Origin of the sequence: Pseudomonas sp. BF-R-24 (assembly GCF_019947335.1) — a bacterium.
GTDB classification, from domain to species: domain Bacteria; phylum Pseudomonadota; class Gammaproteobacteria; order Pseudomonadales; family Pseudomonadaceae; genus Aquipseudomonas; species Aquipseudomonas jessenii.
In genome coordinates this window covers 89,527-101,393 of the sequence record NZ_JAGYGG010000017.1, presented here as the reverse complement: position 1 = coordinate 101,393, position 11,867 = coordinate 89,527, and the positions used below count along the sequence as shown (strand labels likewise).

Genomic DNA, 11,867 nt, shown 5'->3' with positions numbered 1-11,867 from the left:
CAATACCCTGGTGCCCGGATACTGATTGCGCCGTGTCAGCGAATTTTGACTACTTTGGCTTCGATCCCGCGGATAACGGTGATACCCCCGCCCTCGCCACTGCTGCGCTGTACCACGCGTTTTGGTGCCTCGGCGGTGGCTACAGCCATGGCCGGGGCAGCAGGTGCAAAAGGCGTAGCTGGCGCAACGGCCGGGATTTTCTTCTCGAGGTTCAGCGGGTTACGCAGCGCCAGTTGCAACTTGCCTTCCGTCTGCGCCGTGACCAGGGCTTCCGCTTCAGCGGCCGACATCTCCAGGGTCACCGCGCGCACCACTACCGGCTGGGTCTTGTCGGTACCCGCCGTCTGGTCCACCGCCAACACCCGCAAATTCTCGAGGATGGTCTTGGACACGGCGTTATTGCCGGCACCGTCCGTGCGTTTGGTCGCCAGTACATCGACCCGGTTACCCGGCAACAGGAATCCGCCCACGCCGACCACATCGTCCACGCGTACCGATATGGCGCGTTTGTCAGGCGCAATCAAAGAGGCCAGGGTGCTGCCACCCAGGTGCTCGCTCAGACGCGCACCGCGCACGATGTCGCCCCGCAGAATGTCGAACGTTGCGATCTTGCCCACGGCTTTTTCGCTGGCATCGAAGGCATCGTCCGGGATCGTATCCATGGGCATGCGTACGGTCGTGACCTGCTGGGCCTCGACCATCTGCCCGAATGGAATCTCTACGGTGGCGACCACCACGCTTCGAAGGTGGTCATCCGGGCTGGCATTGAGCCGCGCGCTCAGCCAGGAGTCGGCCATCCATGCAGCCCCAAGGCCCATGGCCAGGGAAACGCCTATCAGGGTAAGAGTACGAGAGCTCATGTCAGTATCTCCGTATCAAAGAAAGTCGAGCTGGACGAAGTAGTTGTGCCAGGCCCATTCCAACTCTTTCGGTGACAGTGGTCCGGAACCGCCGATATAACGCTGGCGATCGAGCGCCATGTTCAGGAGATCGCGGGGATGGCAGGGCACCAGGGGCATGCCTTCACTTGCATACAGCCTTTGCAGCACATAACGCACCAGCAGCGGGTCATAGGAAATGCCCAGACGCTCGCTTTCCTGACGCCAGATCTTTTCGTACTGCTCGGGCTTCAGGTATCCGAATTGCAGCTTGTAGCCAATCCGGCGAAGGAAGGCCTCATCGGCCAGTTCCAGGGGATTGAGGTTGGTGGAAAACACCAGAATCAGATCGAACGGCAGTTCGCAATGCCGACCGCCGCCCAGGTTGAGGAAATCGCGTTTCTCTTCCATCGGGACGATCCAGCGATTAAGCAGCTCGGCGGGTGCCATGCGCTGGCGCCCCATGTCGTCGATGATGAACAGGCCATTGCTGGCCTTGAGCTGCAAGGCGGCCTGGTATTGACGGGTGAAGGGGTCATAGCGAACGTCCAGCTGTTCCATGCTCAACTCACCGCCCGTGATGACGATCGGGCGTTTGCAGCACAGCAATCGACGGTCGATGCCTTCGTTGAGCATCAGGGTGTTCTGCTGAGCGTTGTCATCGAGGCGCTGATGCACCTGCGGGTCATAGATCTCGATCACCGACTCGTTGATGACAATGGCATAAGGGACCCAGATGGCCTCGGCGAACAGACGGATCAGCCGACTGCTGACATAAGTCTTGCCAGTACCCGCGGGGCCATAAATCATGATCGCGCGCCCGGAGTTCATCGCCACACCCAACTGATCGAGCATCTCCTCCGTGAGCACTACGCCAGCCAGGGCATTGCGCATATCGTTGGCATTGATGCGACCATGGTGAATGGTCTGTAGCTTGATCAGGGAGCGGTAGGTACTCACCGGGAAGGGTGCCGCACCGATATAGCCACTGCGCGACAGGGCATCGCGGGCGACACTGCGACCACGCTCGGTCAGGCCATAACGCAACATCTGCCCGCCCGTTTGACTCACCTGGCCCAGCACTTCGACACGGCCATCCTTGCGCAGAAACGCCAGGACCTCTTCAAGCACCGCGCCGGTCAGCGCCAGGCGTTCCACCAGCCGCGACATGTCCAGCACACCGGCATCAAACAAATGCTTGCACACCAACTCGCCGAGAAAACTGTCCGTCAGGCCAGTTTCGCGGATAGTGCAGGGCTGAGGAGCCAGCCGTTGCACCGCTCCCCGATCGCTGGGGTAGGCATCACTATCGACGATGACGTGCATGTCTAACCTCCGAATCCACCGGCAATTTGCCAGTAGACACTGTTCAAAGTGCCGATCAATATTGCAATCGAATATGGGAAAGGCTTGCCGGCTACTTCATCTGAAGTTGGTGCCAGATAAGCCTGCGCCCTTAGAATTAGCCAATAGCGCCCCAAGGTCTGACGCAATTGACCGCGAACCAGCACGATCAATAAACCGCATACGCCGCCGGCTATCAGGCTAAACATTGCAGCCCACAACGCGAACTGGAACGGTAGAAAACTGCCGACCATGGTCATTAACTTGACGTCACCGGCAGCCATGCCACCGAAGGCGTACATCGGCAGAAACAGCGCAAAACAAATCAGGATGCCCAGCAGGCTGTCACCCAATCCACTGACACCACCTGAATACATTTGACCGATCAATCCCAAGACAAGGCCCACCAGGACGAGCATGTTGGGAATACGGTGGCGAAGCAGATCGCTCACCACCGCCACGCCCAAAAGTCCTATCAGTAAAACCATCGATAGCAGTTCCGTGGACATGGCATGTCTCCCTGCAGGTATTAATCGTTAGCACGCAACGTTGCTATTGGCGGCCTTGAACAGCACAGTGAATTGCGCTCTCTACGCAAATTGACAGGGACAACGCGAAGTCCATGAAGAAAGTTGCCGGCGCCCTATAAAAAATAGCGGCAACCGGCTGTCCCGTCCCATGGACATCGACGTGTCCCCCAGCGGGAACTATCAGCAGGCAACACCACCATTGATCGCGGTGCACAGTGTCTGCATTTTGGCCGCAACTGCTGTTCCAAGGGTCGTGAAAATGCCGACGACAAGCGCCGTAACCAACCCGCCGGCTACCGCGTATTCCACAACGGTCAGGCCATCTTCGTCGTTGATGAACTTCACTACCGAAGCCTTAATTGTTTGCATGATCATTTTGCCCACCTCACTCGAATGTTGTTTTTTCTGAGGCAGTACTTTCTGCGCTGCCTGATGCAACCCTAGTCAGGGACAAGGCATTGGCGTTAGGAAGATTTTGCACATCGTTAGGACTTTTTTGCGGGGCGGCCAAATACGGGGGCATTGGCCTTTGCAGAAGTAACGGGAGGGGTAAACCAGGCACTGAAACGCAAAGGCAATTGCCATTGATTCACAAGCGACAGGCGGCTAAACCCGTGTTTATCGACAACACACGAGCAAACACTCGCCCGGGGCTGCCCTCCAAGTAACCCATAGAGCGAAAAGAACTAAAAATCGCCTTTCCTATCAGGATTAAATCTGCAAAGTGATGGCACCTTGGCAATACTCCTTAGCGAGAGAGTCACCAAGAACCCCAGAGTAGAGACATGACGTCCAATTTGACCAAAAGGCCATCGCTCCTGTGGTTCGATCTGACTCATGATCGGTCCACGAAAGAACTCGTCGCGCAGTTCGAGGGTTCCTGCGACTGCAATCTGGCGAAAAACTCCGTGCTGCCCATCAGGGAACAGGCAGACATGATCTGCGTCCATTTTGATCGCCCTGACACGCCAGGCTTGAGGCTGTTGCTGGAGATCAAACGCACCACCCCCAGCATCCCGATCACCATGTTCACCGTGCAGCACTCGGAGGAACTGGCTGTATGGGCCATGCGCTCGAGCGTCTGGGAATACATGGTGCTCCCGCTCTCGACCACCGAGAAGAAGCGTTACCTGACGGCGGTGGTGCAGCTCTGCGAGCTGCGCCGAAATGCCCACGGCCAGGTCAAATCATCGCAAATCGACCACGCCCCGACCCTGCCGGACAGCATCCGGCGGACCTCAGGACATCAAAAACACCAGGCGCTGAGCAATGTCATGCTGTACATCGAACAGCACTTTCGAGACAGCATCGATCAGAGGGAATTGGCACAGCGCTGCGGCATGACGACATTTCGCTTCAGCCGCCTGTTCAAGGAAGCCAATGGACTTGGCTTCACGGATTACATCCTGGACAAGCGCATGAACTTCGCCAAAGATCTGCTCGACAACAGCCAGATGCCGATTACCAGCATCGGCTATGAGGCCGGCTTCAAGGATCCTTCCTACTTCGCTCGTGCCTTCAAGCAGTTCGCAAACTGCACGCCCAGCGAATACCGCCTGGCACGCCAACTCAGAGCGGCTGCAGCTTTGCAACTGGAGCAAGATGAAGAAACCTCTGAAGCGCTCGAAAGCCTGGTACAAAGCCTCAGCAGTTGATCTGTTTTTTACGCGCAAACAAAAACGCCGCTCAATGAGCGGCGTTTTCGTTAAATATGGAGCGGGAAACGAGACTCGAACTCGCGACCCCGACCTTGGCAAGGTCGTGCTCTACCAACTGAGCTATTCCCGCAAATGGCGTCCCCTAGGGGACTCGAACCCCTGTTACCGCCGTGAAAGGGCGGTGTCCTAGGCCACTAGACGAAGGGGACACGCTACCCGGAACACATGGTGTGTGTTTCGGTGTCCAGAGCCGCATCCGAAGACTTGGTTCTGGTTTCACTCAGCCCTGCCCGAAAGCAACGCTGTTTAAAATTGGAGCGGGAAACGAGACTCGAACTCGCGACCCCGACCTTGGCAAGGTCGTGCTCTACCAACTGAGCTATTCCCGCATTGGCGTCCCCTAGGGGACTCGAACCCCTGTTACCGCCGTGAAAGGGCGGTGTCCTAGGCCACTAGACGAAGGGGACACACGTACAACATTCACTCCCTGCTTCGTTTCGCTGTGTGCTTTACGCTGCAAGTGGCGCGCATTCTATGGATGGATTGAGAGGTCGTCAACCCCCTGATATAAATTTATTTAAATCAATGACTTCGCCCTGCTTTTGGGAGCCATTGCGGTTTTTCCGCTGCCCGGCGTTTGACGCCTATATTCTGGCACCCGCCAAGACGTTATAGTCCACCCGATGATGGCAATCTGAGTATCGAGTGCCATCATTCATAGAAGCGGGGCTCCGGCCGATAGTAAGAACAAGCATGTCCGATCCAACCCGTCGTGCGGGCCTGGTGGCTCAAATGCCAAGCCACCAGACTCGCATGCGTAACCTATAAAGAGGTCTTACCGGTGACGCCACTCATGATCACCCTGCTAGTCGTAGCCGGGATCGCACTGTTGATCGCCATTGGCTACATGAACCATGTGGTGGAAAACAACAAGCTGGAAAAGGCCCGTACCAAGATTGAGCTCAACGATCGCCTGCGACGCTGCGGCGAAATCACCGAGACGTTCCCCGGCCAGCTGATGACCCCGGCCCTCAAGCTGCTGTTGGCCCGCCTGGAACTGAACGTCTGCCAGCGCCTGCTTAACCTGGAAAAATCCAGCGCCAACCTCAAGGCACGGATCGCCGAACTGGAGGCCCTTGTCGGCCAGGGTGAATCCATCCCGGTCAACAATCCGCCAGCACCGATCCAGACTGAAGCCAAGGCCAAGGATGTGCGCTTCCTGCTCGAAGCCCTGCACGGCCAGGTTACCCGCGCGGCCCAGGACGGCTTCCTGCCCCCCAACGAGGCCAAGCGCTGGATACGTGAAGTGCGCCACATCCTGGTGCTGCTGCACATCGAGTTCTTCAACAACCTCGGCCAGCACTCCCTGCAACAGAACCAGCCCGGACAGGCCCGCCTGGCATTCGAACGTGGCGTGCAATACCTGCGCAAACAGCAGGAACCACAGGTCTATGCCGAGCAACTGGAGTACCTGGAAAAACTCCTGGCCCGGGCCAACGACCAGGTCATGGATCGCATCGCGCCGGTCGAAGGCGAGGTCAACCAGTTGACCGAAGGCCTCAAGGACGTAGAGGCTGACGCGGACTGGAAGAAGAAAGCGATCTACGACTAATCATCGAAAAACACTGTAGGAGCGAGCTTGCTCGCGATGGTCGTAAAGGAGAACGCGTGTTTACTGGCTATACACGTCGTTCTTGCGTCCATCGCGAGCAAGCTCGCTCCTACATCCTATAGCCTGAAATGCCCCACCATCCCCTTCAGTTCAACCCCCAGTTGCGCCAGCTGAATACTCGACGCGGCATTGCCCTGCATCGCCAGCGATGACTGATCGGCACTGGCGCGAATACTGGTGACACTGCGGTTGATCTCCTCGGCCACCGAGCTCTGTTCCTCGGCCGCCGCGGCAATCTGTTGGTTCATCTGCTGGATCAACGACACCGCCGCCGCAATGCTTCCCAGCGCACTCTCGGTCTGCAAGGCATCGCTGACCGCCAGCTTCACCAACTCGCCACTGCTCTGGATCTGCTGCACCGACGACTGCGCCGCCGAGCGCAAGGCGCTGACCAGGCGTTCGATTTCCTCGGTCGATTGCTGGGTTCGCTTGGCCAGCGCACGCACTTCATCGGCCACCACTGCAAAGCCCCTGCCCTGCTCGCCGGCCCGGGCTGCCTCGATCGCCGCGTTCAACGCCAGCAGATTGGTTTGCTCCGCCACGCTTTTGATCACACTCAAAACCGTGCCGATGTTCTGGATTTCCGCACTCAGGCTTTCGATGCTCGAACTGGCCGAGGTGGCCGAGCCCGCCAACTGCTCGATCCGCGCCATGCTCTGGCGCACCACCTGCTGACCACTTTCAACCTTGCCGTCAGCGGTTTGCGCGGCCAGCGCAGCTTCCTCTGCATTACGCGCGACGTCATGCACCGTGGCCGTCATCTGATTCATTGCGGTGGCGACCTGTTCGGTTTCCTCCTTCTGCGTGCTGACTTCGAGATTGGTCTGTTCAGTCACCGCCGACAACGATTGGGCAGAAGTCGCCAACTGCTCGATACCCGATTGCAAGCCGCTGACTATGTGGCTGAGCCCCGCGCCCATTTGTTGCATTGCCTGCATCAACTGGCCGATTTCATCACGGCGGGTCACGTCAATGGTCGCACTCAAATCCCCTGAGGCAATCTGCTGCGCCACCTGAATCACACGGCGCAGCGGTGCCACGATCAACCGGGTGATGATCCACGCGGCAACCAGCCCAACCAGCAAGGCCAGGGCGGAAGAGCCAATGATCAGCAGCGAGTTCTTTTTCAGTTCAGCCTGCATCGCCAGGTCTTGCGCGACATAAGCCTGATCCACCCGCTCGACCACTTGGGCTGCGCGCTGGTGTAATTGTTGATAGACGGTTTTTTCCTGTTCCAGCAGGCCGGTGTACTCGGCGAGCTTGTCACTGAAACTGACGATATGACCCATCACCTCATTGAGGACGGTCTGGTAACCCTCGTCCTTGACCGTAGTCTTGAGCTGCTCGGCCTGGGTCAATGCCTGGCTGGCCTGTTCAATCTTGCCCTGCCCGGCGCTGTCGTCGCCTTTGCGGCTTTGATCCAGACGCACGCGCGCTTCATTCATGGCTTGCAGCATCAAGCGTGAAACCTGGCTGACCTGACTGGCCTGCTCGATGAATTGCGCACCGTCCTTGCCTTCGGAGTCTTTCAGCGTATAGGTGCCGTCATCGGCGAGCCCGGATTGCAATACATCAAGGTTATTGGCCACGCTGGACACCGACCAGCTGGCCATTTCCAGCGCCAGGTCCTTGGCCTGGCTGAGCGAGACAAACTCGTCGAAGGCCTTGCGATAGGCCCCCAGGGACTGTTCGACATCATTCATCACCGGCACGTTGGCCGCAGACGCGGCTTTGAGCTGGCCGGCCAGGGCAATCAAGCCATCGACGCCCTCGTGCAGGGCATCGACGGTTTTCGGATTGCCGTGCAAGGCGTACTCCTGCTCCAGTAGCCGCACCTTGAGCAAACCGCTGTTGAGCGATGACATTTGCTTGAGCCCATCGAAGCGCTGGCTGATGGTTTGCAGGGACCAAACGCCAATGCCCGCCACCAGCGCAGTCAACAACAGCACCAGGACAAACCCGACACCCAGTTTTTTCGCCATACCGAGGTTGGCAAAACGTCCTTGCACGGCCGAATTCATTGCACTTAGTCCCCTGCCAAAGTCTGTAGACGCAGATTCGCAACGGGCCAGTGGCAACACAAGGCTCTGGCTCCGGAATAATGGCAAAAAGCTACGCCAACGTCGTTTTCAGAACGCTTGAGGTCGATCCCGGGCAGTGGCCTGAAAGAACGCCCGGGCACGCGGATCGCAGGCATATGTCACGTTGATACGCTGCCAGTCACTGGCCTCACCCGAGGGGTTGAAGGCGGTCTTCGATGACAGCAGTACACCCAGGCGCCGCGCCTGGGTTCGCAGCTGATCGTAGTCGGACATTCGTGATCGCGCCCAGATGAACAGGCCTCCCGCCGGCTTGCCGAAAACTTCCCATTCGGCATCTTCGAGCAATTGCAGCACTACCAGCCGGTCGCTGCTCAAACGTTGGCGCTGACGCTGTACCAGTTTGCGGTAGGCACCGTTAGCCAACAGGCACGCCAGCACCGATTCGCAAAATCGCGAGGCGCCCATGCCACTGATCATCTTGACCTCGGCCAGACGTGTAATGACTTCGGCATCGGCCACCACGAAACCGACCCGCAAGGAACTGCTGAGGGTCTTGGAAAAGCTGCCCACGTAGATCACATCGTCGTCCAGCGCAGCCAGTCGCATACCGGAACCGCTGTGCAAATCCGCATAAACGTCGTCTTCGATCACCTGCACGCCGAAGGTCCTGGCCAGTTGCAGCACGCGGCGCGCCACCACCGGTGCAAGGCTGCTGCCGGTCGGGTTGTGATAGAAGCTATTGATGAACAGCCCTTGGGGCCGGTGTTTGACCAGCACCGACTCGAGCACCTCCACGTCCGGCCCGCGCGGTGTTCGCGGTATCTCGACCATGTGGATGCCGTGCAGCCTGAGCAGATCGAACAGCACCGGATAACCGGGACTCTCCACGACCACACAGTCACCGGCCTTGAACAGCGTCCGCACAATCAGGTCGAGCCCCTGACTGGCACCCGCCGTGGTCATGATCCGGTTGTCCTTTGCCCGGATATCCAGCTGCCTGAGGTGCTTGAGGATCTGTTGTCGCAAGGCTGGCAAACCCAACGGCGTGCTGTAGTTGAACAGGCTGGCCGTGTCGGTACGACTGACTTGCCGAATCGCGTAAGTCAGATCGTCTGTCTCGCGCCAGCTTTCAGGCAGCCCGCCACAGCCCAGCCTCAACTCACTCGAAAAAGTCCCGTGATCGGGCTCCGCCCCCTCGAACCACACCGGCTCGTGCTTTGTGCCTGTGGCCAATGCCGGATCGGCAACCGCATAGCCGGCTCCATGACCTGACACCAGCATTCCCTGTGTCACCAGGCGTTCACAAGCCTGAGCGACGCTTAACTGACTGAGCAAATTGATCCGCGCGATCTGTCGCACCGAAGGCAGGCGCGTACCGGGCGATACCCCGCTGGAATGAAGCCAGCAGGTCAGCGCGTCAACAATTTGCTGTACGACGGGCACCAGCGCCTGTCGGTCGATTCTCAATTCCATGAGCAAGCAAACCCCTGTTGATTTTGCGATAAGCAGTTAATCACAGGCGTGTTCGAAGACTTGTGCGACAACGCCGCCAAAACCATTCGATCTAATCATTTGATACACATTGCCTGGCCCTTTAGCGGAACCCCAAAAAAGTGGGAGCGGGCTTGCTCGCGAAAGCGGTTTGCCAATCCACATTGATGTCGACTGACACTCCCCCTTCGCGAGCAAGCCCGCTCCCACAGGCTGCGTGTGTACTCGTGAATCTGTACGTCGCTTTTTAAAACGCAGTAACGCCACCGTCCACGGCCAATGAGTGCCCCGTGGTAAACGCCGCGCCATCGCTGCACAGGTACAGCACCGCGCTGGCGATCTCTTCGACCTTGCCGATGCGACCGACCGGATGCATGGCGTTGGCGAACTCGCCTTTTTTCGGGTCGGCTTCATAAGCGCGGCGGAACATATCCGTGTCGATCACCGCCGGACACACGGCGTTGACCCGGATTTTCTTCTTGGCATATTCAATGGCCGCCGACTTGGTCAGGCCGATCACCGCATGTTTAGAGGCTGCGTAGATGCTCATTTTCGGCGCGGCTCCAAGGCCGGCCACCGATGCCGTATTGACGATCGCGCCGCCCCCTTGCGCCAGCAGCAGCGGCAACTGGTACTTCATGCACAGCCAGACACCTTTGACGTTGACGCCCATGATCGCGTCGAACTCGTCGAGCGTACCTTCGGCCAACTTGCCCTTCTCGATTTCGATGCCGGCATTGTTGAAGGCATAGTCGAGGCGACCGTAAGTATTGATCACCTCCCCCATCAGATTTTTTACATCGTTCTCCAGGGTAACGTTGCAGCGCACGAAGGTCGCTTCGCCACCAGCGGTACGAATCAGCGCCACCGTGCCCTCGCCGCCTGCCACGTCCATATCGGCCACTACTACCTTCAGGCCCTCGGCGGCAAATGCCTGGGCGGTCGCGCGGCCAATACCGGCCGCCCCGCCTGTCACCACGACCACCTGGCCAGAAAACGTCATGCTCATTTTGTTTTGTCCTCAAAAAGAAGAATGCGGGGAATCGCGTAGGACCAGTCTAGCCATGGAGGTCTTGAACACGGCAGCACTATCAAGGCTCCGGTTGGGCGCCCATGAGTTGCAGTGATGGAACTGCCGTACCAACTATCACTGCACTGGATCAACCTGCATTCGCCGCATCAGCCGAACTTGCAGCATCGTCGCTGACCGGCTATCAACAAAGCTTCATTCAACTTGAGTGCCTGCCATGAGCTCCCAGACCAATCGCCAATTCCTGCTCGCCAAACGTCCGGTTGGCGCGGCGACCCGCGAGACATTCACCTACCAGGAAGTACCGGTCGGCGAGCCTGCGGCGGGTCAGATACTGGTCGAAAACCAATACCTGTCCCTGGATCCGGCCATGCGTGGATGGATGAACGAGGGCAAGTCCTACATCCCGCCGGTCGGGCTCGGCGAAGTCATGCGCGCCTTGGGTGTGGGCAAAGTCATTGCGTCGAACAACCCGGGGTTCGCGGTCGGGGATTACGTCAACGGCGCCCTGGGTGTGCAGGACTTCTTCCTCGGCGAACCGCGAGGTTTCTACAAGGTCGATCCGAAACTGGCACCGCTGCCACGTTACTTGTCCGCGCTGGGCATGACCGGGATGACGGCGTACTTCGCCCTGCTCGACGTCGGCGCTCCGAAGGCCGGTGACACCGTGGTGCTGTCGGGCGCGGCGGGCGCAGTGGGCAGCATTGCCGGGCAGATCGCCAAGATCAAAGGGTGCCGGGTGGTTGGCATCGCCGGTGGCGCCGACAAGTGCAAGTTCCTGATCGATGAACTGGGTTTCGATGGCGCTATCGACTACAAGAGCGAAGACGTCCTCGCCGGCCTCAAGCGCGAGTGCCCGAAGGGCGTCGACGTGTATTTCGATAACGTGGGTGGCGACATCCTCGACGCAGTGTTGAGCCGCCTGAACATGAAGGCGCGGGTGGTGATTTGCGGTGCCATCAGCCAGTACAACAACAAGGAAGCGGTCAAGGGACCGGCCAATTACCTGTCACTGCTGGTCAACCGCGCGCGCATGGAAGGGTTTGTGGTGATGGACTACGCCGCCCAATACGCCGGCGCCGCCCAGGAAATGGCCGGCTGGATGGCCAATGGGCAGCTCAAGAGCAAGGAAGATATTGTCGAAGGACTGGAGACTTTCCCGGAGACGCTGATGAAATTGTTCAGCGGGGAGAATTTCGGGAAGCTGGTGTTGAAGGTCTAA

10 protein-coding genes, 4 tRNA genes and 1 pseudogene are annotated in these 11,867 nt (G+C 58.5%); 3 read left to right on the top strand and 12 right to left on the bottom strand.

All coding sequences use genetic code 11. The annotated features are described in order from the left end of the window. Positions 1-35: 35 nt before the first annotated feature. From cpaB to KGA98_RS15570, 4 genes are all read right to left on the bottom strand, one after another. Positions 36-860: a Flp pilus assembly protein CpaB gene (cpaB, locus tag KGA98_RS15585; protein WP_223502749.1), complete on the bottom strand. Its 825-nt coding sequence runs from the start codon at positions 858-860 to the stop codon at positions 36-38. Positions 861-875: 15 nt separating this feature from the next. After that, a complete protein-coding gene (locus tag KGA98_RS15580; RefSeq protein WP_223502748.1) occupies positions 876-2,204 on the bottom strand; it encodes an AAA family ATPase in 1,329 nt (442 codons plus the stop codon). A gap of 2 nt (positions 2,205-2,206) precedes the next feature. Next, a complete protein-coding gene (locus tag KGA98_RS15575) occupies positions 2,207-2,731 on the bottom strand; it encodes a prepilin peptidase (protein ID WP_223502747.1) in 525 nt (174 codons plus the stop codon). A 201-nt stretch (positions 2,732-2,932) separates the two neighbouring features. Continuing rightward, a complete protein-coding gene (locus KGA98_RS15570; protein ID WP_223502746.1) occupies positions 2,933-3,127 on the bottom strand; it encodes a Flp family type IVb pilin in 195 nt (64 codons plus the stop codon). Positions 3,128-3,537: 410 nt separating this feature from the next. Between KGA98_RS15570 and KGA98_RS15565 the strand changes: the two genes are divergently transcribed. Continuing rightward, the gene (locus KGA98_RS15565) at positions 3,538-4,407 is read left to right on the top strand and encodes an AraC family transcriptional regulator (RefSeq protein ID WP_223502745.1); all 870 of its coding nucleotides are present in this window, start codon (positions 3,538-3,540) and stop codon (positions 4,405-4,407) included. Between the two features lie 57 nt (positions 4,408-4,464). On the opposite strand, the gene KGA98_RS15560 is transcribed toward KGA98_RS15565, so the two are convergent. The 4 genes from KGA98_RS15560 to KGA98_RS15545 all read right to left on the bottom strand — a co-directional run bounded on the left by KGA98_RS15560 (position 4,465) and on the right by KGA98_RS15545 (position 4,877). Then, a tRNA-Gly gene (locus KGA98_RS15560) sits at positions 4,465-4,540 on the bottom strand. Between the two features lie 3 nt (positions 4,541-4,543). Further along, a tRNA-Glu gene (locus tag KGA98_RS15555) sits at positions 4,544-4,619 on the bottom strand. A 104-nt stretch (positions 4,620-4,723) separates the two neighbouring features. After that, a tRNA-Gly gene (locus tag KGA98_RS15550) sits at positions 4,724-4,799 on the bottom strand. Between the two features lie 2 nt (positions 4,800-4,801). Continuing rightward, positions 4,802-4,877: transfer RNA gene (locus tag KGA98_RS15545), tRNA-Glu, on the bottom strand. A 386-nt stretch (positions 4,878-5,263) separates the two neighbouring features. On the opposite strand from KGA98_RS15545, the gene KGA98_RS15540 reads away from it, so the two are divergent. Then, complete coding sequence (locus tag KGA98_RS15540; RefSeq protein ID WP_057713677.1) at positions 5,264-6,022, top strand: hypothetical protein; 759 nt, start codon at positions 5,264-5,266, stop codon at positions 6,020-6,022. 116 nt (positions 6,023-6,138) lie between these two features. On the opposite strand, the gene KGA98_RS28680 is transcribed toward KGA98_RS15540, so the two are convergent. The 4 genes and pseudogenes from KGA98_RS28680 to KGA98_RS15525 form a co-directional block, all read right to left on the bottom strand. Next, complete coding sequence (locus KGA98_RS28680) at positions 6,139-7,002, bottom strand: methyl-accepting chemotaxis protein (RefSeq protein WP_411736667.1); 864 nt, start codon at positions 7,000-7,002, stop codon at positions 6,139-6,141. Then, a pseudogene (locus tag KGA98_RS28675) lies at positions 7,000-7,224 on the bottom strand (HAMP domain-containing protein); the annotation flags it as partial. The gene KGA98_RS28680 and the pseudogene KGA98_RS28675, both read right to left, overlap by 3 nt. Before the next feature lie 987 nt (positions 7,225-8,211). Further along, positions 8,212-9,597 (bottom strand): PLP-dependent aminotransferase family protein, encoded by a 1,386-nt coding sequence (locus KGA98_RS15530; RefSeq protein ID WP_223502743.1) that lies wholly within the window; start codon positions 9,595-9,597, stop codon positions 8,212-8,214. A 265-nt stretch (positions 9,598-9,862) separates the two neighbouring features. After that, entirely contained in the window at positions 9,863-10,624 is a 762-nt protein-coding gene (locus KGA98_RS15525) for an SDR family oxidoreductase (RefSeq protein WP_223502742.1), read from the bottom strand. Positions 10,625-10,862: 238 nt separating this feature from the next. Between KGA98_RS15525 and KGA98_RS15520 the strand changes: the two genes are divergently transcribed. Continuing rightward, positions 10,863-11,867, top strand: coding sequence for an NADP-dependent oxidoreductase (locus tag KGA98_RS15520; protein ID WP_223502741.1), 1,005 nt, complete (start codon positions 10,863-10,865; stop codon positions 11,865-11,867).

Coding starts and splice junctions, on each gene's coding strand:
- cpaB (WP_223502749.1), bottom strand. CDS start 860: ATGAGCTCTCGTACTCTTACCCTGATAGGCGTTTCCCTGGCCATGGGC.
- KGA98_RS15580 (WP_223502748.1), bottom strand. CDS start 2,204: ATGCACGTCATCGTCGATAGTGATGCCTACCCCAGCGATCGGGGAGCG.
- KGA98_RS15575 (WP_223502747.1), bottom strand. CDS start 2,731: ATGTCCACGGAACTGCTATCGATGGTTTTACTGATAGGACTTTTGGGC.
- KGA98_RS15570 (WP_223502746.1), bottom strand. CDS start 3,127: ATGATCATGCAAACAATTAAGGCTTCGGTAGTGAAGTTCATCAACGAC.
- KGA98_RS15565 (WP_223502745.1), top strand. CDS start 3,538: ATGACGTCCAATTTGACCAAAAGGCCATCGCTCCTGTGGTTCGATCTG.
- KGA98_RS15540 (WP_057713677.1), top strand. CDS start 5,264: ATGATCACCCTGCTAGTCGTAGCCGGGATCGCACTGTTGATCGCCATT.
- KGA98_RS28680 (WP_411736667.1), bottom strand. CDS start 7,002: ATGGGCGCGGGGCTCAGCCACATAGTCAGCGGCTTGCAATCGGGTATC.
- KGA98_RS15530 (WP_223502743.1), bottom strand. CDS start 9,597: ATGGAATTGAGAATCGACCGACAGGCGCTGGTGCCCGTCGTACAGCAA.
- KGA98_RS15525 (WP_223502742.1), bottom strand. CDS start 10,624: ATGAGCATGACGTTTTCTGGCCAGGTGGTCGTGGTGACAGGCGGGGCG.
- KGA98_RS15520 (WP_223502741.1), top strand. CDS start 10,863: ATGAGCTCCCAGACCAATCGCCAATTCCTGCTCGCCAAACGTCCGGTT.